Below are 23,469 nucleotides of genomic sequence, written 5' to 3' on the forward strand. Positions count from 1 at the left end.
ACCGTATAAAGTGTCTGCTTGCCGGAGCGGGGCCGGCCATACAAAGGGTATTATAACACCCCATCTCATGGATTACAATGTTCTCTCCGGGATTTTCACCAAATAAACACAGAAAATCCCGGACAGGATGATGGTCCTCCCCGGGATTTTGTCGTTTTTGAGAAATTACAGGGCAGCCTTTGCCTTTTCGGTCAGAGAAGCGAAAGCAGCCTGATCGTTGACCGCCAGGTCAGCGAGCATCTTGCGGTTGATCTCGATGCCAGCCTTCTTCAGGCCGTTCATGAAGCGGCTGTAATTGATGCCGTTCATCTTGCAAGCAGCCGAGATACGGGTGATCCACAGACGGCGGAAGTCGCGCTTCTTGTGCTTACGGCCGATGTAAGCATACTTCAGGGACTTCATAACCGCCTGGTTGGCAGTTCTAAAATGGGTGGACTTAGCGCCAAAGTAGCCCTTTGCACGCTTGAGGATCTTCTTTCTTCTTTTGCGCGTCATCATTGCGCCCTTAACTCTAGCCATCTATAAATACCTCCAAATGATCGATACGTTGTTTACATGTAGGGGATCAGGCGCTTAACCTGTGCTACATTGGTGCTGTCCGCGTAGCCTTCCTTGCGGAGATGGCGCAGGCGCTTGGTGTTCTTCTTGGTCAGGATGTGGCGGCGGCCTACGTGTGCACGCTTGATCTTACCGGTCTTGGAAACCTTGAATCTTTTCTTGGCGCCGCTGTGCGTTTTAATCTTAGGCATATTGTTGACTCCTCTCATTTGCTTGGCCCGCAGAAACGGGGGAAAATAGTTTACTTATCCTTTTTGGGCGCCAGGAACATGTGCATCTGGCGGCCTTCGAGCTTGGGGGCCTTCTCCACGGTACCGACCTCCGTGCAGAGTTCCGCAAAGCGCTGGAGCAGATCCAGACCGAGCGAAGAATGGGTCACTTCACGGCCGCGGAAACGGACCGAGACTTTGACCTTGTCGCCGCCCTTGAGGAATTTGCAGGCATTCTTGACCTTGGTATTGAGGTCGCCCACGTCGATGCCCGGGGTCAGGCGGATCTCCTTGATCTCCACGACACGCTGGTTTTTCCGCGCCTCTTTCTCGCGCTTGGCCTGTTCAAAGCGGTATTTGCCGTAGTCCATGATGCGGCAGACCGGCGGCTGCGCCTGCGGGGCGATCTTGACCAGATCCATGCCCTTCTCGATTGCGATTTCGAGCGCCTCTTTGCTCGACACGATGCCGAGCTGGTCGCCGTTGTCGGCAATCAGACGGACTTCCTTATCGCGGATTTCTTCATTGATCTGATGTTCCATGCTGCTAATGCGAAAGCACCTCCTAAACGGTAATCACGAAAATGGTTGAGACATAAAAAAACCGGGCAGCTGCACTACCCGTTCACAAAAAATGCGCATAAAAAAAGCGCGGACCTTGTGAACCCGTTTGCAGCATGCGGCGGGTGAGGGCAGACTTGCCCTGCTTTTTTGTACAGATGATACTATATCACGCTCCTGCGCACTTGTCAAGCAAAAACCGAAAAATTCCTGCACCAAAAACATCCGTAAAAATTGTAGGTATGGCGCTTGACAAAACCACATAGAATAGTGTATCGTTTGTAACCACAGAACCGATTTCCTTCGAAGATTACAAATTGGTTATTTCATCGAAATTTGTGTTGAAAAATCCGATTTTTTGTACTATTCTATTGGTTGTAAGGAATCACGGCGGCCACCGCCGCAATCTGCACACAGAGAGGATCTAGCTATGAGCGAAGCATTTGGCAACGATTATGTCGTGCTGACCGATGAGGACGGCAACGAAGTCGAATTCCAGCACATCGACACCGTAGAGGTCGATGGCCAGACCTACATGGCCTTCATCCCGGCCGAGCTGGCTGTGGACGAAGAAGCTGAGGTCGTTATCCTCAAGGTCGTGGAAGAAAACGGCGAGGAGATCCTCGCGACCGTGGAGGACGACGACGAGGCTGATAAGATCTTCGACATCGTCATGGAGCGGGTCGAGGATATGTACGAAGACGAAGAATGACTTCATCCCCCTGCCCTGTTCGACAGCAACCCTTTTTCAACCCACATCTCTTATAAGGGATTCCGAAAATCTTCCCTGGTGGAGCGCAGGCCTCCCGCGAATCAAAAGTGGATGTTGGAAGCACAGAAACCCGGGATAGGAAACCCACCTGCTCTCACGTGCAGGTTAGCAATGGGGTTGCATCGGCAGAGGCGGGGGCCTTATGAGCACAAAGACAGCAAAGGTGCAGCATCGCTCCTTTGCTGTTTTTTTATTTTCTTGCATTTTTCAAAAACTTTATAAAAAATTCACAGTTATTTACAAAATATCCCTTCATTTTGCACTGGATTTGTGCTATACTAAAAAACGAGGTTGAGAAACGAGGTTGTTTTCGGACGCGGCCCGGCCGCTGTCCAGGAACCATCGAGAACACTCTAGCATAGAATATAGAAAGGAGGTGCACGATATGCGCATTTACATTCGGCCGCAGTTACCCGATCCGCCCGATATCGATGATTTGATCTTTAACGAAGAAGGAAATGTTGGGGAAAGCGAAAAGTAAGCGGCCATCCGAATTCGGGATTGCCGGCGTAGACCACGCCGAGGCGTGGTTTTTTTGAACCCTTTTACAGGGTTGTTTTCCTGGGGATATCCAGCCGTTTGTTTCATTCGGCTGCTTGTACCATAGAGGGCCACCTTGGACCGCAGTGCGTTGGACTTTCCCGCGCCTGCGGTTTTATTTTACAAAGATTTTACTGAACTTACAGAAAAACTTTCGTCTTTCCCTTGGCTATTCTGCGAGCATTCTGTTAAACTAAAGATGTATGAACAGATGTGGGGGAGTCTTTTCTCTCCCCGTGCCCGGTTTCGGCCCGAGGGGGTGGTCGCCCGGGTGCGTCCAATCGGAGGGAGTACCATGACAAAAAAACACGAAAACAAGAAAAAGAAACTTCGTCCCTTTTCTTTTGACACCAGCTATACCCAGAGCCGTGAACTTTCCTGGCTGCAATTCAACCGCCGGGTGCTGGAAGAAGCCGAGGACCAAGCGGTCCCTCTGTTTGAACGGCTCAAGTTCGTTTCGATTTTTACATCCAATTTGGATGAATTCTTTATGATTCGCGTCGGTTCGCTCACAGACATCGCCGCCGTGACCAAGGAAGACCTGCCGGATAACAAATGCGGCTGGACGGCTGCCGAACAGCTCGAGCATATTTTTGATGTATGCGGCCCGCTGCTCAAGCGGCGCGACAAGGTCTATGCCCATTTGGAAGAGTCGCTGGCTGCGATGGGGGTCGAGCGCCTGCACCGCAAAGACCTCACCGCCGCGGAAAAGCGCTTTGTCGACCGTTGGTACCGCACTTCGGCCAAGCCGATTTTGTCGCCGCAGGTGGTCGACCAGCATCATCCGTTCCCCCATCTGCCCAGCGGACAACTGCATATCCTGGTGCGCCTGCACTTTGAAGACCGCAGCCTGTTAGGTCTGCTGCCCATTCCGGCTTCCCTGCCGCGCTTTTTGCGCCTGCCTGGCGATGGGTTGCGTTATATTTTGGTCGAGGACATCCTGATCGGCAAGGTATCCAGCCTGTTCACCGGATTCCGGGTGCAGTCCAAGGCCATCATCAAAGTCACCCGCAACGCGGACATCAGCCCGGATGACGAAGCCTTCGAAATGGATGTCGACTTCCGGCAGCGCATGAAAAAGCTGCTCAAAAAGCGTACCCGTCTGGCGCCGGTCCGCTTGGAGTATCACGGCAAGCTGCCCAGCCAGGTGCTGCATCAGCTGTGCGTCCGCCTAGGCCTGGATCTCGACCAAGTGTATAACTGTGAAGCGCCGCTGAACATGGAGTATGTATATGGCCTGGAAGGTATGTTGCCGCCTGCACCGGGTCTGAAATACGAACCCTGGACCCCGCAGCCCTGCCCCATGCTCGAAAACGATGCGCCCATCCTGCCGCAAGTCCTGGAACACGATGTGCTGCTGCATTATCCCTATGAGAGCATGAATCCCTTCCTGCATCTCATCCGGGAAGCGGCTAGCGATCCGCAGACGGTTTCCATCAAAATCACGATTTATCGCGTGGCGCGCAAATCCAAACTCATCGGCTATTTGTGCGATGCCGCCGAAAACGGTAAGGATGTGACCGTTCTGGTCGAACTGCGCGCCCGCTTCGACGAACAAAACAACATCGAATGGGCCGAGCGTCTGGAAGAATCAGGCTGCAAGGTCATCTATGGCATCGAAGATCTCAAGGTGCATTCCAAGTTGTGCCTGATTACCCGCACAATCGATCAGGGCGTACAATATATCACCCAAATCGGTACCGGCAACTACAATGAAAAGACTGCTACCTTATATACCGACCTGTCGTTCATCACGGCCAACCCGGTCATCGGTGAAGATGCAACCGATTTCTTCACCCACATGGCTTTGGGCGCTGCGCCGGAAACCAGCGCCAAACTGCTGGTCGCACCGCACATCTTCAAGCCTGCGGTCCTGTCCCTCATTGATGAGGAAATCTGCAAGGCTCAGGCCGGTGCGCCCAGCCGAATCGTCATGAAGCTCAACTCCCTGACCGACCGCGATGTCATCGACCGTCTGGCTGACGCATCCTGCGCTGGGGTGCCGATTGACCTGATCGTGCGCGGCATCTGCTGCCTGACACCCGGCCTCAAGGGCAAGACCGAAAACATCCGCATCCGGTCGATCGTGGGCCGGTTCCTGGAACACTCGCGTATCCTCAGCTTTGGTGTGGGCGACGAGGAACGCATTTTCATTGGCTCGGCCGACCTGATGACCCGCAACACCGAAAAACGTGTGGAGGTCGCCTGCCCGGTGACCGACCCGGCTTGTGTGGATCGTCTGCATGAAATTCTGGATCTGTGCCTGCGCGACAATGTCAAGGCCCGTATCCATGACAAACACGGCGAACTCGAACGGCCCAAACGCGCCGATGGCGAGCCGCCGGTCGACTGCCAGTTTGCGCTGATGCAGCACGCTCTGGCCGACGAAGAATCCTAAAAAAAGCCCCTGGTTTAAAAAACCAGGGGTTGTTTTTTTATGCTTTTGCGCCCTGCGGCGGCACAGGATCGCGGGTCATGACCATCTTGAGCAGGATTGGAGTGACCAGCGTGGTGACAATGACCACGAGTACGATGGCCGGGAACATGCTCGTGCTGATGAGTCCGACCGCTGCACCCTTCTGGGCCACGATCAGCGCCACTTCACCACGGGAGATCATGCCCACACCGACCGACAACGATTCGTGTCCATTGAACCCGCACAACCGGGCGCCGAGTCCGCACCCGACCACCTTGGTCAGCACGGCAATGATCAGCAGGAGCACCGAAAAAATCGCCAGTTCGGTATTCATGCCGCTCAGTTCGGTCTTAAAGCCGATGGAAGCAAAGAAAATGGGGGCAAAGAACATATAGTTCATAATATTGATCTTTTTGGCCACATATTCACGCAGTTCCATGATATTGCACAGGATGAGGCCAGCGAAATACGCGCCCGTAATATCGGCAATACCGAAGAACTGCTCGGCAATGTAGGACAGCACAAAGCAGAATGCCAGCGAAGCAATGGCAATGCGCCGGTGATGGGACCAGATGACATCCATCTTGCTGAACACCTTATAGCACAGGAAGCCTACCACGCCGATAAAGACAAAGAACAGACCAATGCGGACAAAGACCTGCATGGGATTGACCGTCGGGTCTGCAAAGCCGCTGATAACGGTCAGCACAATGATGCCCAAAATATCGTCGATGACCGCGGCGCCCAAAATAGCGGTGCCGACTCGGCCTTTGAGCTTGCCCATCTCACGCAGGGTTTCTACGGTGATGGATACCGAAGTCGCCGTCAGCACTACGCCGATAAAGACCGCTTTCAGGAAGTCCATCGGGTCGGTGACGTCACGGAAAAAGGCTTCATAGCAGATGGTACCGCCGATGAGCGGCAGGCCCGCACCGATGACGGCAATGACAAACGAAGCCAGACCGGTCTTTTTCAGTTCGCCCAAGTCGGTATCCAGGCCGGCCAGGAACATTAAGAGGATGACACCGATCTCGGATGTCTTGGTCAGGAAGTCGGTTTCCGATACCACGCCCAGCACCGAGGGGCCTAACAAAATCCCTGCGGCCAAAGCACCGACCACCTGCGGCATATGCACTCGTTCAGACAACAAACCCAGTATTTTCGTTGCCAGCAGGATGATGGCAATGATCAACAGGAACTCATAGGACTCCATGGGAAAACACCTCTTTGCGCGATATTCTCGGTGTATATAATTTTACACCTTGTATTTTGTTAGTATAGCAGATTTTATCCCCCTTTCCTGTTAAGATATTGTTAAAAATTTCTCAATACCTACGGCACCCAATGTTTTCGTGTATAATAAGGGGGACAGGAGGTCCCATCCATGAAATCCATACACCTCAACCCGCAGCGGATCGCGGTCAACGCACTCAAAACGGCCGCCATCCTCGGAACCGCTACGGCCATCAACGCCATCCTGCTCGACCGTTTCCAGACCATGGGAAACTCGTCGGAACTGTATGTTTTAGGGGTGCTGCTCATCTCCCTGAATACCACCGGATATCTCTGGGGCATCCTGGGCGCACTGGCCGGCGTTCTCTGCGTAAACTACTTTTTCACTTATCCATATACCGATTTTAATTTTACGCTCAAAGGGTATCCCCTCACCTTTCTGGTCATGCTCACCGTGGCCATTGCGACCAGTGCGCTGAGCGGCCGCATCAAAAAACAGCGGGAATTTGCACGCGAACGCACCCGCCTGACCGAAGAGCGGCAAAAGATGCTCATTGAAGCCGAAAAAGAAAAGATGCGCGGTAATCTGCTGCGCGCCATTTCGCACGACCTGCGCACCCCGCTGACCGGTATCCTGGGCGCATCGGGCGCGCTGCTCGACAGCGGCGACCTGATCGACGCGGCCAGCCGGCGCGACCTGCTGTCCGGCATCCACGACGACGCCGAATGGCTGCTGCGCATGGTCGAAAATGTGCTTTCGGTCACCCGTATCTCGGGCGGCGCCCCTTCGCTGCACAAGGTCTGCGAACCGCTCGACGAGGTGTTTTCTCAAGTTGCGGCCAAGGCCCGCAAACGATACCCGCAAATCCAGCTCAAAATGCACATCCCCAATCAGGTCGCGCTGGTGCCCATGGATGAAATGCTCATCGTGCAGGTGCTGGTCAATCTGATCGATAACGCCATCCTGCATGGCGGCGATTATGCGGTCGAACTGTCCGCACAAAATGAAGAAGGCCGGGTACGCATCACCTTGCGTGACCATGGCCGCGGTATCCCGCCCGAAGACCTGGACAATATCTTTGAAGGCTTTGTGGCGCGGGACCGGGAATCGAGCGACGCCACGCGCGGGCTGGGCATCGGCCTTTCCATCTGCTGCACCATCGTCGAGGCCCATGGCGGGGAGATCTCGGCGCGCAACATGCCCGACGGCGGCGCCTGCATCAGTTTTACGTTACCCATTGAGGAGGTTTCTGCTTATGCCGAACAGTGAAAAGATTCTGGTCGTCGAAGATGAGGCGACCATTTCCCGTATTTTATCCACCGTGTTGACGGCCAATGGCTATCAGGTGCTCAACGCCGAAAACGGCCAGCAAGCCCTGAGTATGGCCAGTTCCCATTGTCCCGATCTCATTCTGCTCGATCTCGGACTGCCGGGCATGGATGGCATTGAAGTCATCCGCCGTTTGCGCGAATGGTCGGGCACCCCGATTTTAGTGGTATCGGCCCGCGACCAAGAGGAAGAAAAGGTCCGCGCCTTTGACCTGGGCGCGGACGACTACATCACCAAACCCTTTGGCACCAGCGAACTGCTCGCGCGCATCCGCGCGGCACGCCGTCACGCCAATCAGGTGGCCGCCGAACGGGCGATGGTGTCTTCCTATTATGAGTTCCAGGATTTCCGCATCGATTTCGAGCGCCGCTGTGTGACCATTGCAGGCAAGGAGATCCATTTGACCCAAAACGAATACAAGATCGTCGAGCGGCTGGCCCGTCAGCCCGGCCGGGTGCTCACTTACACGACCCTGCTGCACGACATCTGGGGTCCGTATAAGGGCGAGGACAATCAGATCCTGCGCGTCAACATGGCCAACATCCGTCGCAAGCTGGAGGCCAATCCGGCCGAACCGCACTACATACTGACCGAAAACGGCGTCGGCTACCGCATGGCAGACAGTGAATAAAAAAATCCCTTATGGCGTAAATGAACCGGTCCAGTAAAAATGGACAGTGACAAAAACCCCCTGATGTAGGAAAATAGACTACATCAGGGGGTTTTGTCATGGAGAAACGAAAATACACACACATTCAAGTGCTGTTGCCAGAAATCAAGGCTATGCTGGCAGCGGGGAAAATCCAGCGGGAAGTTGCAGAATATTACGGTTTTCAGGATAAGCAGGTGATAAAAAGTCTACTTAAGCGTGAACGGAGGAAAGAACGTATGTTAGAAGCTGGCATCCTTGCGCGGCCCCAAGGGCGGCCAAGAACAAATGCCGCACCAAGAGATATTGTAACCGAGCAGGCACATGAGATCCAGCGACTTCGTATGGAGAATAAACTGCTGCGGGATTTTCTGCACTGCATAGGAAGGAAGTGAGGGCAAAGGTAAAATATCACATTATATATCGTCACAGAGCAGAGTATCCCGTGGCAGTTATGTGCAAATTCTTTGGAGTATCCAGAAGCGGATACTATGCCTTCGTCCATCGCCTTGGTAAGCCGGAGAAGGACGCAGCTCTTGCAGAGCTAATTGGACAACAGCGGGAACGCAGCTTCCGCACCTACGGCTACCGACGGATGTGTCTATGGCTGAAGAACCAGAATATTTTCTGTAATCCAAAAACAGTGCTGCGAATTATGAAGAAATATGATCTGCTCTCAGAAATCCGCCGACGCAGGAAATGGCAGCAGATGGGGCAGCAGCTCCACAAGTACGAGAATCTGCTAAGCAGGCAGTTTCAGGCCGACAAGCCCAACAGCAAATGGGTAACGGACATCTCCTACATCCACACCAGGCAGGGCGTACTGTACCTGTCCATGATCCGGGATCTCTATGACAACAGTATTGTGGCTTACAAAACCGGAACGGAACAAACGGTGAATCTGGTTCTGGACACCATTCGTCTGGCAATGAAGCAAGAGAAAAAGAGGGTCGCTGCGGAGTTGCAGCTCCACAGCGACCAGGGTGCTCAGTACGCCTCACAAGCATATTTTGAGCTAACTCAAACATACGGCATTACGCCGTCTATGTCAAGACGTGGAAATCCTTATGACAACGCTATGGCGGAAAATTTCTTCTCTATCCTCAAAACAGAGTGCATCTACCGCCACAAACCGGCTACCTTCTCGCAAGCCAATGAAATGATTGACCGCTACATCTACTTTTACAACCATGAGCGCATCCAGCTAAAGACTGGAGAAGCGCCGCTTACGCGACGCCTCTCCGCTTAAAACTCAATCTTTCCTACCAGGGCTCTTTTTTGTACTGTCCGCACAATCTGGGGCAGTCCATAAATGCCATAAGGGATTTTTTATTAGTCGATCTTGGGAGAATGCTCGCGGATGTCCTTGAGCAAATCCATCGCCTGGGCCATGCAGGCGGACAGGCGCTCCAAATCTTCCTTGGACACGTTGCGCTCCAAGAAAAGCAGTTCGGCTGCGTGGGTAAACCGCGACATTTCGTCGGCGGTACGCAGGAACTTCGGGAAGTTTTGCGAATTTTTGGCGTGTGTAAATTTCCGGATATCGTTCTTGATAAAGCGGACGACGTCTTCCGGGCTGGAGAAGCGGCCATGCGACATCGGATAGGGCACCACACGCTGAAGGAAATATTTATCCCGCTTGGTTACATCCAAAACATAGACCACATTGACTTCTTCGGTCAGTTCAAATGTGATGATGTAAAGGATGCCGTTGCGGATCTCCTTGATGGACGAGGCGCCGATCTGACGCAGGCTCGCATTGATCAAATCGCCATAAAAATTGCTTGTAATCATCGAAAACCCTTCTTTCTACCCCTTAGCCATGGAACCGAACCAACAGATACACGGTGGAGATTGCGACCGACAGGATCATCAGCGGGAAGCCGACCCGCAGGTATCTTGCAAAGGTGATCGGGTGACCATGCTTGGCCGAAATGCCCGACAGCACCACATTGGCCGACGCACCGATGAGCGTACCGTTACCGCCCAGGCAGGCGCCCAGCGACAGGGCCCACCACAGTGCTGTAACATCCATACCGTCGCCCTGCATGGACAAAATCAGCGGGATCATGGTCGCGACGAACGGGATATTGTCCAGTACGGACGAGAACAGAGCCGAACCCCACAGGATGAGGATCATCAGCAGCATCTCATTGCCGCCGGTCACAGCCACCAGGCCGTTGCCCAGCGCGGTGATAACGCCGGTCTGCACCATGCCGCCGACGACAACGAACAGGCCGGTGAAGAACAGGATGGTAGACCATTCCACGCCCAGTACGATTTCTTCGGTGTCCTGTTTGCCGATTATCAACATTATTGTAGCACTCGCCAGGGCGATCAAGCAAGAGTCCACGCCCAGCGAACTGTGGAACACAAAGCCCAAAACAACCAGTACGATCATAACCAGGCTCTTGACGAGCAGGCTATGGTCCTTGATGGACTTATTTTCGTCCAGTTCCATGACGCCGGCCATCTTCTCCTGGGCCACCTGCATCTTGCGACCATACAGGGCGTAAAAGCATATGCATACGGCAACCATGATGATGACAACCGCCGGACCGGTGTTGACAGCAAAGTCGACGAAACTCAGATCTGCCTGCGAACCGATCATGATGTTCGGCGGGTCACCGATCAGCGTCGCCGTACCGCCGATGTTGGACGCCAAAATCTGCGTCAGCAGGAACGGTACCGGATTGAGTTCCAGGACGCCCGTAATGGCGATCGTCATTGGGCCGACCAGCAAAACGGTGGTCACGTTGTCCAGGAACGCGGACAGCACAGTGGTGATGATGGTAAAGAACAGCATGATCTTCCACGGATTGCCCTTTGCGATCTTGGCCGACTTGATCGCAACATACTCGAACAGGCCGGAATTGCGCACTACGGCAACAAACAGCATCATCCCAATGAGCACGCCGATGGTATTGAAGTCGATGTAACTGACCGCTTCATCCACCGACAGGATGTGCACAAAGACCAGCACCACGCCGCCGGCGACCGCTGCGACGGTACGGTGGATCTTTTCAGACACAATGGCCACCATGACCGCCAGAAAAACCACGATCGAAAGGATTTGCATGGTATTCATAGTTTTCCCCTTTCCTGGCACTTTGGGAATTCCCACGAGGTGCCTCTGAATTTTTATAGTTCATTATACTGCCGCCATTCTTTTTTTGCAATGTGCATTCCTCCATGAAATCCACCGCTTTGACAGAAAACTTTGTTGCCTTGGCACGAAATTTCCCAAATGCAAGCGTGGCGCCTGCAAAACCTGACAAACTTTTGCTCCATTTTCCTGGGTATCTTTTGCACATTTTATTTCACGCCGCTGGCATTCCTGTCAGGTCATCTTTTGGTCGCTTTATCAAATCATCTGTTGGTCATTTCGACCGGTTTTTCCGGTCAAACCGGCATTCCTCCCCGGATTTCTGCCGTTTGCGCGTCTAATCGGATAAATTTTCTGTCACACTTTCGCGCATCTGCATTGTGTTTTTGGGTAATTTTCGGTGATTTTTTTGTTTTAGCTGCGTAAATAATTGCTTTCCCGAAATTCATGCCCAAAATACGGCGATTTTGATGATTGACGAATGGGCACTTGTGTGGTATATTGAAGTACGAAAACACCAAAATTAACAGAAAAGTGCACAAAACATGCTTCCAACAACACCAAACCATGACGCATCCAAACGACAAAAACACATAAGTGCACCAACTCTTACTGCAATTGCCATTTTGGATGTCCATATGGTGGAGGCGCTGCGGCCCCGGCGATCGTCTGCGGGCTTTTTTGTGTAACTGGGACAGGCCGCTCCCCGCGGCCCGCTGTTTTCCTTTGGCAAGAAGCCGGTCTTCCGGCATCGGCAAATACACACACAACTCATTCAGACAAAAGGAGACTTGAACATGGATTTCCATCTGACCCGTGAGCAGGAAATGGTCCAGAAGATGGTGCGCGAATTCACCGAAAATGAAGTCAAGCCCATCGCAGCAGAGACCGATCGAACCTGCGAGTATCCCCGTGAAAATATCGAGAAGCTGTTTGATCTCGGTGTAATGGGCATGATCGTTCCCAAGGAATTCGGCGGCGCTGGCGCAGACGACCTGTGCGGCTCGATCGCAATCGAAGAGCTGTCCAAGCAGTGCGCTTCCACCGGCGACATCGTAGCCACCCATAACGGCCTGTGCTGCGGCCCGATCATCCAGCACGGCACCCAGGCACAGAAGGAAAAGTACCTGCGCATGCTGACCGAAGGCCATAAGGTTGGCGCATTTGCTCTGACCGAGCCGGACGCAGGTTCGGACGCTGCTAAGGGCACCTGCACCGCAGTGCTCGAAGGCGACCACTATGTCCTCAACGGCTCCAAGATCTTTATCACCAACGGCTATGTTGCTGACGTATTCGTTGTTTTTGCAATGACCGACAAGTCCAAGGGCACCAAGGGCATCTCGGCCTTCATCGTAGAGAGCTCCTTCCCGGGCTTCTCGGTTGGTAAGCACGAGGAAAAGCTCGGCCTGCACGGCTCCCCCACCGCAGAAATCGTTTTCGAAGACTGCATCGTTCCGAAGGAAAACCTGCTCGGCCAGGAAGGCAAGGGCTTCAAGATTGCCATGATGACCCTGGACGGTGGCCGTATCGGTATCGCTGCACAGGCGCTCGGCATCTGCGAAGGCGCCATGGAAGAGGCGATGAACTTTGCCAAGACCCGTGAGCAGTTCGGCCGTCCGATCTCCAAGTTCCAGAACACCCAGTTCGTATTCGCTGACATGCATGTTGCCATCGAAGCAGCACGTCTGCTGACCTACAAGGCTGCTTGCAAGAAGACCGCAGGCGAGAAGTTCACCCTGGATGCAGCAACTGCTAAGCTGTTCGCTTCCGAGGCTGCTATGAAGATCACCACCAAGGCTGTTCAGGTACACGGCGGCTACGGCTACACCAAGGATTATCCGGTAGAACGCATGATGCGCGACGCAAAGATCACCGAGATCTACGAGGGCACCTCCGAAATCCAGCGCGTCGTTATCTCCGGCAACATTCTGGGCAAGTAAGGAACAGGAGGAGTACATAGATCATGAAAGTAATCGTTTGTGTAAAGCAGGTACCGGACACCTCCGGTAAGGTAGCGGTAAATCCGGACGGCACGCTGAACCGTGCATCGATGGCAACGATCATCAACCCGGACGACAAGAACGCCGTAGAAGCAGCGCTGACCCTGAAGGACAACACCGGCTGTGAAGTTGTTGTTGTAACCATGGGCCCCCCGCCGGCAGAAGGCATGCTGCGTGAGCTGCTGGCAATGGGTGCAGACCGTGGCGTGCTGGTATCGGCACGTGAGTTCGGCGGTTCGGACACCTTTGCAACCTCCCAGATCCTGGCTGCTGCAATCAAGAAGATCGGTCTGGAAGCAGACGACCTGGTACTGTGCGGCCGTCAGGCAATCGACGGCGACACCGCTCAGGTAGGTTCGCAGATCGCTGAAAAGCTGAACATTCCGCAGATTTCCTACGCTGCTGACATCAAGAAGGACGGCGCAAAGGTAACGGTAAAGCGTATGCTGGAAGATGGCTACATGACCATCGAGACCCAGACTCCGTGCCTGCTGACCTGCATCAAGGAGCTCAACGAGCCCCGTTACATGTCGGTTGGCGGTATCTTCGACTGCTACAACAAGCCGGTCGACGTATATGACTACAACACCCTGAAGGATGATCCGCTGATCGAGCTGGACACCATCGGCCTGAAGGGTTCTCCCACCAACATCTTCAAGTCGTTCACCCCGCCGCAGAAGGGCCAGGGCCGCATGCTGGAAGGCGCGGACAAGAACACCTGCGCAGAGCTGGCTGCTGAACTGCTGAAGAAGCACATCATCTAATTTCGAAAGGAGAACTTAGAACAATGGCTGAATTTAACAACACCAACCTGGCCGATTTTTCCGGCGTATGGGTATTTTGTGAGCAGCGCCAGGGCAAGCTGCAGCCGACCGTACTGGAGCTGATCTCGGAGGCACGCAAGCGGGCCGATGACATGGGCGTGGAAGTATGCGGCCTGCTGCTGGGCGGCAAGGGCGTAGGCGACAGCATGGCGAAGGAACTGGGCGCATACGGCGCTGACAAGGTTCTGGTATGCGAAGACGACCTGCTGGAAACCTACACCACCGATGCATATGCAAAGGTCATCTGCGACACGGTTATGGACAAGAAGCCGGAGATCATGCTGATCGCGGCAACCAACATCGGTCGTGACCTGGGCCCGCGTTGCGCAGCTCGTCTGCACACCGGCCTGACCGCAGACTGCACCCATCTGGACGTAGACGTAGAGAAGTACGCTGCATTCCTGAAGGAAGCATCCACTCTGCCGCAGGCACAGCTGGACGCTCTGAATCGTGAAGACCGCAACCTGAAGATGACCCGTCCGGCATTCGGCGGTCACCTGATGGCAACTATCATCTGCCCGCGTTTCCGTCCGCAGATGGCAACCGTTCGTCCGGGCGTTCTGAAGAAGGGCGCATACGACGAAGCAAAGGCAAACGCTGTTAAGGTTGAAAAGCTGGCTGTTTCCCTGTCGGATGCAGACCTGAAGACCAAGGTAACCGAGATCGTGAAGGAAGCCAAGGAACTGGTTGACCTGACCGGCGCTGACGTCGTTGTATCGGTAGGCCGTGGTATCTCCAAGGACGTAGAAGGCGGCATCAAGCTGGCAGAGCAGCTGGCAGCAGAGTTCGGCGGCGTAGTCGGCGGCTCTCGTGCAGCAATCGACTCTGGCTGGCTGTCTGCTGACCATCAGGTTGGCCAGACTGGTAAGACCGTACATCCGAAGCTGTATGTTGCTCTGGGTATCTCCGGTGCGATCCAGCACAAGGCTGGCATGCAGGATTCCGAGTGCATCGTAGCCGTTAACAAGTCTGACTCGGCTCCGATCTTCGACGTAGCAGACTACGGCATCTGCGGCGACCTGTTCAAGGTTGTTCCGATGATGATCGAGGCTGTTAAGGAAGCTAAGGCATCCAAGTAAGCTGAAATCCAAAACGCCCGTTCCAACTGGAACGGGCGTTTTTTTATTTTTTGCAGATTTTTTGTTTCATTTGTTCGTACTGCTGCTCGGTCATGCAGATATTGCGCCGGTAGGAACTGATTTCGCCCAGTTCCCGCAGCTTTTGCAGGTTGCGACCCACCGTTCGCACGCTCATGCCGATCTTATCGGCAATGTCCTGATACTGCTCCTGAATGAGCAGCGTCCCCTTCTCCGGGATCGGATAGTACGTTTCATAATAGGTAAACAAATAATAGCGCACCCGGTCGAGCCCCCGCAGATCGTGCAGGGTGTTCTCGCTGCCGAATCGCTTGTATAAGCTCTTGGCCAGCACGGTCGTGCACTGGCGCAGCATCGAAAAATCGCTCATGATCTCAATGTAGACCGGATACAGCCGGAACCTTGGCCAGACGAACTTTGGTCAGGCTGACCATGGTTGCCATGTAATGCTTTTCGCCCGCCAGCAGTTCCAGCACCCCAATGCCTCCGTTGTTGGCTTCCAGGCGAAAATAGTTGTATTCACTCTCTTTGTCTTGTTCCCGCACCCCGGCGATTGCTCCATCCAATACAAAATAAATGTATTCCGGAAATTCTCCCTGATGGACAACCACCTGATTGGCGTCTAATTCCATGTATTGTCCCTTTTGCTGCAGCTGCGCTGGCAGGGAATAAAACGTAAACGGAGCATTTTTCCCAAATACTTCCCATGCTTCCGATAATTCCATTGCCGACACTCCCATTCCTTTGTTCACGTGGCCTCAGCATTTGTTCGGACACCTCGATGCCTGCGCTCGCGCTTATCTCTTATTGTAAGAAAAAAAATAGGAAAACGCAACTTTTGATTGTGATTTTTTTCGCAATCTTGTTTTTTTAGGATTTTTTACCTCCTACTTTTATCACAATACTGTAAAATTTTTGATTTTCTAGTGCCAAAACAAAAAAACATCCGAATCGAAACCGATTCGGATGTTTTAGATGGTCGAGGTGACAGGATTCGAACCTGCGGCCTCTTCGTCCCGAACGAAGCGCTCTACCAAGCTGAGCCACACCTCGAAGAAGTTTTTCGCTGTTCATCAGCAGCTTTATTAGTATAGCGCGGTTTTGGAAAAATGTCAACAGGAAAAAAGAAAATTTTTCAGTTTTTTTGAAGCACCCCTTTTGCGGCTCCGACATAGCATGACACAAGGAGGGACGCAGTATGCCTTATGTACTCGAATGCGTCGTCGGCACGCTGGCGGCAGTGGGACTGATTTGCATTTTAAAAGCCGTGTATGATATAATAATGGCGACTTATACGCGCGCAGAAGGGAGCGCTACGCTGGTGCTCAAGGGCGATGGCAGCCTGCCCGAGAGCGAACGGCTGCTGCTGGCGGCGCGCGAGGCGCGGCGGCTGTATCTGCCCGGACTGGAGATTCTTTTTCTCGAGCAAGCCCGCGACGGCGAAGGGCCGAATCTGGCCGAACGCACGGCCGCACGCTGCCAGGCGACCTACATCAAATAAAAAGGACGAGGACGGCTATGCAGGAAGCACAACAGGAATATCAAATGGTCTGCGGCACAGTGTCGCAGATCGTTTTTCAGAATGAGGAAAATGGCTATGCCGTCCTGCGCCTGATTGCCCCGGATGGCGAGGAGATCACAGCGACCGGCTACATCCCCGGCCTGGGGCTGGGCGAAGAACTGACGCTAGGCGGGCGCTGGACGACTCACCCGTCCTATGGCGAGCAGTTCACGGCCGAATCGTTTGAGCGCCGCCTGCCGGTTTCGGTGCGCGGCATTGCCGATTATTTGGGGTCGGGACTCATTAAGGGCATCGGCCCGCGGCTGGCGGTCAAGATCGCCGAGAAATTCGGAGAGGATACCTTTGACATCCTGCAAAACGACCCGGCGCAGCTGACCGAAATCCGCGGCATCACGACCAAAAAGGCACAGGACATCGGCCGGCAGTTCACCGAGATGAGCGAGATGCGCCTTTTGATGGATTTCCTGACCGAAAACGGTCTGCCTGTCTGGCTGACGCCCCGACTTTACAAGCGGCTTGGCGTCGCGGCCATGGACGCCCTGACCGAAAACCCCTATCTTCTGTGCGACGAGTATTATGAGATCGATTTTGGACTGGCCGATGCGCTGGCGCTCAATCTGGGGTTGCCGCGCCTGAGCGAGGAGCGCGCGGACGCGGGCATCCTGTATACCATGACGTTTAACCTCAATAACGGGCATACCTTTATCCCGGTGGAAAAGCTGGTCGGCGCAGCGTGCACACTATTGTCCGATGACGATGTGGTGTTCGAGGAGCCGCGCGCCATGGAAAGCATCGAACGCTTAGCTGCCCGGGGTCAGGTCGTGCGCGAGATCATTGCCGGACGGGATGCGGTCTATCTGCGGCAGATGTACGAAGCCGAAGATTTCCTGGCCGGGTGTTTAAAGCAACTGGCCGCCCAGACCTATACCTATGACTTTGACTTGGACGAGCTACTGAACGCCCTCGAGCAGGATGCCGATGTAGCCTATGCGCCCTTGCAAAAAAAGGCCATCGCTACCGCGGCCAAATGCGGCGTGTCCATCCTGACCGGCGGGCCGGGCACCGGCAAAACGACCGCCGTGCGCGGCATGCTGCGCGTATTCGAAGCGCTGGGGCTGGAAACCGTGCTGGCCGCGCCCACCGGGCGGGCAGCCAAGCGCCTGAGTGAACTATGCGGCATGGAGGCCAAGACCATCCACCGGCTGCTCGAAGCCGGCTATGGTCCGGGCGGCAAGCTGGCCTTCCAGCGCTGCTTGACCAATCCGCTGGATTGCGGCGTGGTCGTACTCGATGAGGTGTCCATGGTGGATATCTCGCTCATGCAGGCCCTTCTTGCCGCCATGCCCACCGGGGCGCGGCTGGTGCTCGTGGGCGACGCCGACCAGCTCCCGCCGGTCGGGCCGGGCAACTTTTTGCGCGACCTCATCACCTCCGGCTGTGTGCCCGTCACGCAGCTCACCGAAATTTTCCGCCAGGCGCAGAAAAGCGACATTGTTATGAACGCGCACGCCATCAACGAGGGGCGGATGCCGGTGCCATCGGGCAAGGACGGCGATTTCTTCATGATGAAAAAGGCCGACCCGGCAGCAGCTCTGCAAACGGTCACCGAACTGTGCCGCGACCGTCTGCCCCGGTATTATGGGCTCAGTCCCAGCCAGATTCAGGTGCTGACCCCCTCCCGGCGGCAGGGCGCCGGGACCGCTCAACTCAACCGCCGGTTGCAGGAGGCACTCAACCCCGCGACCCCGGAAAAGAACGAAAAACGGTTTGGCGATACCGTATTCCGCGAAGGCGACCGGGTCATGCAGATTCGCAACAACTATGACATCGTCTGGGAGCGGATGGACAACCACGAACAAGGCACCGGGATGTTCAATGGCGACGTCGGGGAGATTTTGCAAATTTTCCCCGGCCAGGAATGCCTGATCGTCAAATTCGACGACAAGTTGGCGACCTATACCTTCGATATGCTGGACGAGCTCGAGCTGGCCTATGCGATGACCGTCCACAAGGCGCAGGGCAGCGAATTTGAAGCCGTCATCGTCGCGCTGTCGGCCGGGGTACCGCGGCGTCTGCTCACGCGCAACATCCTCTATACCGCCATCACGCGGGCTAAGAAGCTGCTGGTCATTGTCGGCGCGCAGGAAACGCTGGAAACCATGGTGAATACCAACACGCGCGGCCGCCGGTACAGCGCCCTCAAGGCGCGCATGCTGCTGGAGGATGGCCGATGAGTTTGCTTTCCCTGCTCTACCCCAAACGGTGCAAACGCTGCGGCGCCAGCTTGCGCGAACATCAGCACATTCTGTGCGACCAATGCCTGGAGGATGGCGAATATTACTTTTATCAGAGTTTTTCGGTGCTCGGTGTGGACGAAGCCGACGCGCCGCTGGTCTATAAAGATTTCGTGCGCGAAGCCATGCACGCGTACAAGTTCCAGTACCGACGCGCCTATGCCGATTGGTTTGCCCGCATGGTAAGCGACTGCTTGGACGGGTATCTGGACGGTTGGAAACCCGACTGCATCACGTTTGTGCCGGTTTCCTTTTTCCGGTGGATGCGGCGCGGCTACAATCAGTCGGCTCTGGTGGCGCGGCTGGTTGCCCAATCGTTTGGTCTGCCCTGTGTGCGGACGCTACGCAAATGTAAGCGCACCCGGGTGCAGTCCTCGCTGCCGCATGAGAAGCGGATGGAAAATGTCCGCGGGGCATTTGCCGTACGGGATGCGGCGACCGTCGCTGGCCGGCGGGTCCTGCTGATCGACGATGTCGTCACCACGGGTGCCACGGCAGCTGCCTGTGCCGAGGCTCTGCGTGATGCGGGCGCAGAGGCAATCTTTTTGGTTAGTATGACAAAAACTCCGCCTGTTCGCAGAAAATGATTTTCAAATATGCAAATTGTAAGCGAATTTTTATCTTTTCACCATTGCAATAGTTCGTAAATACGGTATAATAGATTCGTATAACAAGGAAAGGTTTCTGGAAGGCAGGCGCGGCCATCACGGTGTGCCTTGCCGCATGAAAAGGATGATGAGTACGTTTCGATTTTTTACAAGTGATGTCGGCATTGACCTGGGCACTGCCTCGGTGCTCGTCTATGTCAAGGGCAAGGGCATCGTTTTAAATGAGCCCTCGGTCGTCGCGGTGGATAAGACCACCGGTAAGATCCTTTCGGTCGGCGAGGACGCGCAAAAAATGCTCGGCCGCACACCGGGCAATATCGTCGCCATCCGGCCGCTGCGCGAAGGCGTCATTTCCGACTACGAAATGACCGAGCGCATGATTAAAGAATTCATCCGCAAAGTGCTGGGCTTCCGCCTGTTCAAGCCCAATGTGGTCATGTGTGTACCTTCGGTCATCACCGAAGTAGAAGAACGCGCCGTGATCGATGCCGGCTCTCAGGCAGGCGCCAAGCGCGTCTTTCTGGTCGAAGAACCGGTGGCTGCTGCCATCGGCGCAGGCATCGACATTGCCAAGCCCAACGGCAACATGATCGTAGACATTGGCGGCGGCACGACCGATATTGCGGTGATCTCGCTGGGCGGCATCGTGGAATCCACTTCCATCAAGGTCGCAGGCGATAAATTTGACGAGGCAATCATCAAATACATCCGCCGCAAGCACAATGTGCTCATCGGTGAGCGCACGGCGGAGGATATCAAAAAAGAGATCGGCTGTGTGTTCCCCCGTCCGGAGGAAACCTCGATGGAGATCAAGGGCCGCTGTCTGATGACCGGCCTGCCGCGCACCTTTACGGTCGAATCGAACGAGATTCTGGGCGCGTTCGAGGAAGTATCCTCGACCATCGTGGAAGCCATCCACGCGGTTTTGGAGCGCACGCCCCCCGAACTGACCGGCGATATTTCGACCAACGGCATTGTGATGACCGGTGGCGGCGCCATGGTCTGGGGCTTTGATAAGCTGATCGCGTCCAAGACCGGCATCCCCACCCGCGTGGCCGACGAGGCGATCTCGTGCGTTGCGCTGGGTACCGGCTCGTGCCTCGAGCACCTGGCCACCATGCAGGACGGCACCATGAATCTGTCCCGCCGGCGGCAAATGATGACTTAAAAAAAGTCAGGGCTTCGGCCCTGGTTTTTTCTATATTTTTTCAAGCAAGCGCTCAAAAACTTACCGAAAATATGGTAGAATAAAGAAAATTTGAAAAGGGGTGATCCAAGATGATCTTTGGGTTTGGACGCGAGCCGGAGCGGGAGGAGCCAACCGCCTATGAAATCGCGGTGGCACACTATAAAAGCCTGCAAGAAAGCATGCCTTCGGATACGCTGCGGCTGCAAATCGACCAACCGACAGCCGAATTTCCGCGGCAAACCTATCTTCTGGCCAAACAGGAGGACGCCTGGCTGCTGCTGCCCGATCTGGATTACCATGCGCCCGATGACGCGCTGGGGCAGGCGTCTATCCAGTCGTACGCCGCGGACCGGGTGCAGTTTGGCAAAGAGGAGCCCCAGCGCGAGCCCATCCGGCAGGAAGGGCTGCTTGCCGTGTATGCCATCCAGCCGGTGGCACTCACGATGACCGTGGACGGCGGGACGCCTGTACGCTTCACGGTCGCCAACCGGCCGCATACGGCAGCCTTTTTGCAAAAATATCTGCCTGCTTGCCGGCTGCGCAGCGTATATGACATCTTGGAAGAACCCGCGGATGCGTGCGAGCTGTTTTGCGAGCAGGGCGGCGGATTGCTGCCTAACAAATGTCCGCTTTCGGTGTGGCGGGCAGACGACAATCTGCATTTTTTGCAGCAGATCCGCAATGCCTATTACACCAGCGTGACCGAGGTCCGCTATGGCGTGCTGCCGGTTTCGGCCATCGAATGCTTTGAGCCCAAGGGCGACATCGACTATGAAACCAAGGTGTCCGGCGGCGGGGTCACGGTGGACCGCAGCGCGGCCTATTGGGCCGGATGGCAGCATCCGTTTTCGCTCAATCCCCATGGCCGGGCCATCGAAGCGGCCGTCAGCTCGGAACCCATCCGCACCGAACGTGTGGAACACGATAACCGCTATATCGAACTGCTCGTGCGGCTGGAAGGCCGCCGCGGTCTCATGAAATTCTCCTATGCCTCGCTGCAAGCGCTGCAAACCCTGATTCCGGAAAAGTCCTTTGAAAACATGCCCGGACTGCGCGAACCCACCATTGCAGAGCAAATTGAAATCCTGGCCAATGTGTGCGATCGCGGTTACCTGACCCGGGAAGAATTCGACGCCGCCAAGGCCAGACTGCTGGCACGGCTCTAGGGCTTTTTTAAAAATGCCTTCGTTTCCCGCCGCACGACCGGCGCCAGCACCCACAGGCCATACAGGTTGGGGAACGCCATCAGGGCTGCCGAAATGTCGCACAGATAGAGCAAATCGGTCAAGGGAAAGTGGGCAGCCGCAGCCACTGAAAGGGCAACGCCCAGCGGATACAGCGCCCGTAGCGCCCGCCGCACCCGCAGAAAGCGCAGACAGGCCAGTCCGTAGAAACTCCACCCCAGCACGGTCGACACAGCCAAAAATAACACGGTCACAGCAATGAACCCTTCCGCCAGCGGGCCGAACAGCTCAGAAAAGGCCGCGGCCGTCATGGAAAGCCCCATGCGGCCGCTTTCGTTTGCACCCGTGACCAGAATGACCAGCGCGGTCATCAGACACACCACAAAGGTGTCCAAAAACACTTCCACCGCACCCAGCATCCCTTCTTCACAGGGTTTGGCGCCTGTGGTGCAGCCGTGTGCAATAGGTGCCGAACCCATCCCGGCTTCGTTGGAAAAGACGCCCTTGGCAAAGCCGTCGGATACGGCATGGGCGGTCAGCAGACCGAGTACCCCACCGCCTGCGGCCAGCGGTTCGAGCGCCCCGGACAAAATAGCCGCAAACGCGGCCGGCAGCCGGTCGCGGTGCATCCATAAAATCGCCGCGCCCGCCGTCAGATAGGCGACCGTCATCACGGGTACCAAGACCGAGGATGCCCGCGCGATGCGTTCCCCGCCCCCATACAGGACCGGCAACAGCAGGATGCCGGTCAAAATCCCGATCAGCACTGGCGGCGCAGGACAGACAGCCTCCACCGCCTCAGCGATCGCGCCGCCCTGGGCGGCCGCACCGCTCCCCAGCGCGGAAAAGATACAACATACGGCAAACACTTTGGCCAGCCGTGGCAGACCGGCGCCGCGTGTCAGATAGACCATCGGCCCGCCGAGCGGCGCGCCGTCCGATATTTGAAAGCGCACCGCAAGCAGCAGTTCGGCGTATTTGGTCGCCATGCCGAAAAAGGCGGCCAGCAGCATGTAAAACACCGCCCCCGGCCCGCCGAGGGTGATCGCAATCGCGACGCCTGCCAGATTGCCCACCCCCAGCGTACCGCCCAGCGAGGTGCAAAGCGCCTGTAAGGGCGAGAGTCCGCCGCTTTTGCTCTGCGTCCGTCCGCGCAGCAGGCGCGGCAAACACCAAACCTGTACCAAGCGGGTCTGGATGGTCAAATAGACGCCTGTGCCCAGGATGAGCAGCACAGTAAACGGGCCCCAAAGGGCATAGCGGATGTGGGTGAGCAATTCCATGGCAATCCTCCTGTCTATTGTTGTGTATGTCCCAAAGCCGGAAGATATGCGGGGCGGCTTGTTTTCGCGGACGGGGTATGCTATACTGAACCAAT

At 55.3% G+C, this 23,469-nt stretch carries 23 protein-coding genes, 1 tRNA gene and 1 other RNA gene; 15 read left to right on the plus strand and 10 right to left on the minus strand.

Annotated features, from left to right (window positions below):
* Positions 1–165 precede the first annotated feature (165 nt).
* From rplT to infC, 3 genes are read right to left on the minus strand one after another with little or no spacing between them, the layout of a single operon-like run.
* Positions 166–519 carry a 50S ribosomal protein L20 gene (gene rplT / locus EFB11_RS06945; RefSeq protein ID WP_122789534.1) on the minus strand — a complete coding sequence of 118 codons (354 nt, stop codon included), beginning with the start codon at positions 517–519 and terminating at the stop codon, positions 166–168.
* 32 nt (positions 520–551) lie between these two features.
* Positions 552–749, minus strand: coding sequence for a 50S ribosomal protein L35 (gene rpmI, locus EFB11_RS06950; RefSeq protein ID WP_122789535.1), 198 nt, complete (start codon positions 747–749; stop codon positions 552–554).
* Between the two features lie 50 nt (positions 750–799).
* Positions 800–1,309 carry a translation initiation factor IF-3 gene (gene infC, locus EFB11_RS06955; protein WP_122789536.1) on the minus strand — a complete coding sequence of 170 codons (510 nt, stop codon included), beginning with the start codon at positions 1,307–1,309 and terminating at the stop codon, positions 800–802.
* A gap of 448 nt (positions 1,310–1,757) precedes the next feature.
* Between infC and EFB11_RS06960 the strand changes: the two genes are divergently transcribed.
* The 3 genes from EFB11_RS06960 (at position 1,758) to ppk1 (ending at position 5,037) form a co-directional block, all read left to right on the plus strand.
* Entirely contained in the window at positions 1,758–2,039 is a 282-nt protein-coding gene (locus tag EFB11_RS06960; protein WP_122789537.1) for a DUF1292 domain-containing protein, read from the plus strand.
* A 4-nt stretch (positions 2,040–2,043) separates the two neighbouring features.
* Positions 2,044–2,241, plus strand: a non-coding RNA gene (gene ssrS / locus EFB11_RS06965) — 6S RNA.
* Between the two features lie 693 nt (positions 2,242–2,934).
* Positions 2,935–5,037 carry a polyphosphate kinase 1 gene (gene ppk1, locus EFB11_RS06970; RefSeq protein WP_164706649.1) on the plus strand — a complete coding sequence of 701 codons (2,103 nt, stop codon included), beginning with the start codon at positions 2,935–2,937 and terminating at the stop codon, positions 5,035–5,037.
* Between the two features lie 37 nt (positions 5,038–5,074).
* Here ppk1 and EFB11_RS06975 read toward each other — a convergent pair whose 3' ends face one another.
* On the minus strand, positions 5,075–6,268 hold the full coding sequence (locus EFB11_RS06975) for a cation:proton antiporter (protein WP_122789539.1): 1,194 nt from the start codon (positions 6,266–6,268) through the stop codon (positions 5,075–5,077).
* Positions 6,269–6,439: 171 nt separating this feature from the next.
* Between EFB11_RS06975 and EFB11_RS06980 the strand changes: the two genes are divergently transcribed.
* From EFB11_RS06980 to EFB11_RS06995, 4 genes are all read left to right on the plus strand, one after another.
* A complete protein-coding gene (locus tag EFB11_RS06980; RefSeq protein ID WP_122789540.1) occupies positions 6,440–7,558 on the plus strand; it encodes a sensor histidine kinase in 1,119 nt (372 codons plus the stop codon).
* A complete protein-coding gene (locus EFB11_RS06985) occupies positions 7,545–8,249 on the plus strand; it encodes a response regulator transcription factor (RefSeq protein WP_122789541.1) in 705 nt (234 codons plus the stop codon). The genes EFB11_RS06980 and EFB11_RS06985 overlap by 14 nt, the downstream gene beginning before the upstream one ends.
* A 98-nt stretch (positions 8,250–8,347) precedes the next feature.
* On the plus strand, positions 8,348–8,662 hold the full coding sequence (locus tag EFB11_RS06990; RefSeq protein ID WP_122789542.1) for an imidazolonepropionase: 315 nt from the start codon (positions 8,348–8,350) through the stop codon (positions 8,660–8,662).
* Between the two features lie 50 nt (positions 8,663–8,712).
* Positions 8,713–9,516, plus strand: a complete 804-nt coding sequence (locus EFB11_RS06995) for an IS3 family transposase (protein ID WP_243115175.1) — start codon at positions 8,713–8,715, stop codon at positions 9,514–9,516.
* A gap of 83 nt (positions 9,517–9,599) precedes the next feature.
* Here the strand turns inward: EFB11_RS06995 and EFB11_RS07000 are convergent, their stop codons facing one another.
* Together EFB11_RS07000 and EFB11_RS07005 are read right to left on the minus strand one after the other, a co-directional pair.
* The gene (locus EFB11_RS07000) at positions 9,600–10,061 is read right to left on the minus strand and encodes a hypothetical protein (protein ID WP_122789544.1); all 462 of its coding nucleotides are present in this window, start codon (positions 10,059–10,061) and stop codon (positions 9,600–9,602) included.
* A 22-nt stretch (positions 10,062–10,083) separates the two neighbouring features.
* A complete protein-coding gene (locus EFB11_RS07005) occupies positions 10,084–11,355 on the minus strand; it encodes an ArsB/NhaD family transporter (RefSeq protein WP_122789545.1) in 1,272 nt (423 codons plus the stop codon).
* Positions 11,356–12,170: 815 nt separating this feature from the next.
* Between EFB11_RS07005 and EFB11_RS07010 the strand changes: the two genes are divergently transcribed.
* From EFB11_RS07010 to acrA, 3 genes are read left to right on the plus strand one after another with little or no spacing between them, the layout of a single operon-like run.
* Positions 12,171–13,313 (plus strand): acyl-CoA dehydrogenase, encoded by a 1,143-nt coding sequence (locus EFB11_RS07010; RefSeq protein WP_122789546.1) that lies wholly within the window; start codon positions 12,171–12,173, stop codon positions 13,311–13,313.
* A 23-nt stretch (positions 13,314–13,336) separates the two neighbouring features.
* Positions 13,337–14,137, plus strand: coding sequence for an acryloyl-CoA reductase electron transfer subunit gamma (gene acrB / locus EFB11_RS07015; protein ID WP_122789547.1), 801 nt, complete (start codon positions 13,337–13,339; stop codon positions 14,135–14,137).
* A 23-nt stretch (positions 14,138–14,160) separates the two neighbouring features.
* Positions 14,161–15,276 (plus strand): acryloyl-CoA reductase electron transfer subunit beta, encoded by a 1,116-nt coding sequence (gene acrA, locus EFB11_RS07020; protein WP_122789548.1) that lies wholly within the window; start codon positions 14,161–14,163, stop codon positions 15,274–15,276.
* Positions 15,277–15,319: 43 nt separating this feature from the next.
* Here acrA and EFB11_RS07025 read toward each other — a convergent pair whose 3' ends face one another.
* From EFB11_RS07025 to EFB11_RS07035, 3 genes are all read right to left on the minus strand, one after another.
* Positions 15,320–15,664, minus strand: coding sequence for a Crp/Fnr family transcriptional regulator (locus tag EFB11_RS07025; protein WP_164706650.1), 345 nt, complete (start codon positions 15,662–15,664; stop codon positions 15,320–15,322).
* Positions 15,665–15,668: 4 nt separating this feature from the next.
* Positions 15,669–16,019, minus strand: a complete 351-nt coding sequence (locus EFB11_RS07030) for a cyclic nucleotide-binding domain-containing protein (RefSeq protein WP_164706651.1) — start codon at positions 16,017–16,019, stop codon at positions 15,669–15,671.
* Between the two features lie 251 nt (positions 16,020–16,270).
* A tRNA-Pro gene (locus tag EFB11_RS07035) sits at positions 16,271–16,347 on the minus strand.
* Between the two features lie 145 nt (positions 16,348–16,492).
* On the opposite strand from EFB11_RS07035, the gene EFB11_RS07040 reads away from it, so the two are divergent.
* The 5 genes from EFB11_RS07040 (at position 16,493) to EFB11_RS07060 (ending at position 22,073) form a co-directional block, all read left to right on the plus strand.
* Positions 16,493–16,795 carry a hypothetical protein gene (locus EFB11_RS07040; RefSeq protein WP_122789551.1) on the plus strand — a complete coding sequence of 101 codons (303 nt, stop codon included), beginning with the start codon at positions 16,493–16,495 and terminating at the stop codon, positions 16,793–16,795.
* 17 nt (positions 16,796–16,812) lie between these two features.
* Complete coding sequence (gene recD2, locus EFB11_RS07045; RefSeq protein WP_122789552.1) at positions 16,813–19,050, plus strand: SF1B family DNA helicase RecD2; 2,238 nt, start codon at positions 16,813–16,815, stop codon at positions 19,048–19,050.
* Positions 19,047–19,697, plus strand: coding sequence for a ComF family protein (locus tag EFB11_RS07050; RefSeq protein WP_122789553.1), 651 nt, complete (start codon positions 19,047–19,049; stop codon positions 19,695–19,697). Before recD2 ends, EFB11_RS07050 begins: the two co-directional genes overlap by 4 nt.
* A gap of 148 nt (positions 19,698–19,845) precedes the next feature.
* On the plus strand, positions 19,846–20,886 hold the full coding sequence (locus EFB11_RS07055) for a rod shape-determining protein (protein WP_122789554.1): 1,041 nt from the start codon (positions 19,846–19,848) through the stop codon (positions 20,884–20,886).
* Between the two features lie 110 nt (positions 20,887–20,996).
* Positions 20,997–22,073 carry an SHOCT domain-containing protein gene (locus EFB11_RS07060; protein WP_122789555.1) on the plus strand — a complete coding sequence of 359 codons (1,077 nt, stop codon included), beginning with the start codon at positions 20,997–20,999 and terminating at the stop codon, positions 22,071–22,073.
* Here the strand turns inward: EFB11_RS07060 and EFB11_RS07065 are convergent.
* Entirely contained in the window at positions 22,070–23,374 is a 1,305-nt protein-coding gene (locus EFB11_RS07065) for an alanine/glycine:cation symporter family protein (protein ID WP_122789556.1), read from the minus strand. The two genes, EFB11_RS07060 and EFB11_RS07065, sit on opposite strands and share 4 nt — an antisense overlap.
* Positions 23,375–23,469: the final 95 nt, after the last annotated feature.

The organism is Intestinibacillus sp. Marseille-P6563 (assembly GCF_900604335.1).
Classification (GTDB): Bacteria; Bacillota; Clostridia; order Oscillospirales; family Butyricicoccaceae; genus Butyricicoccus_B.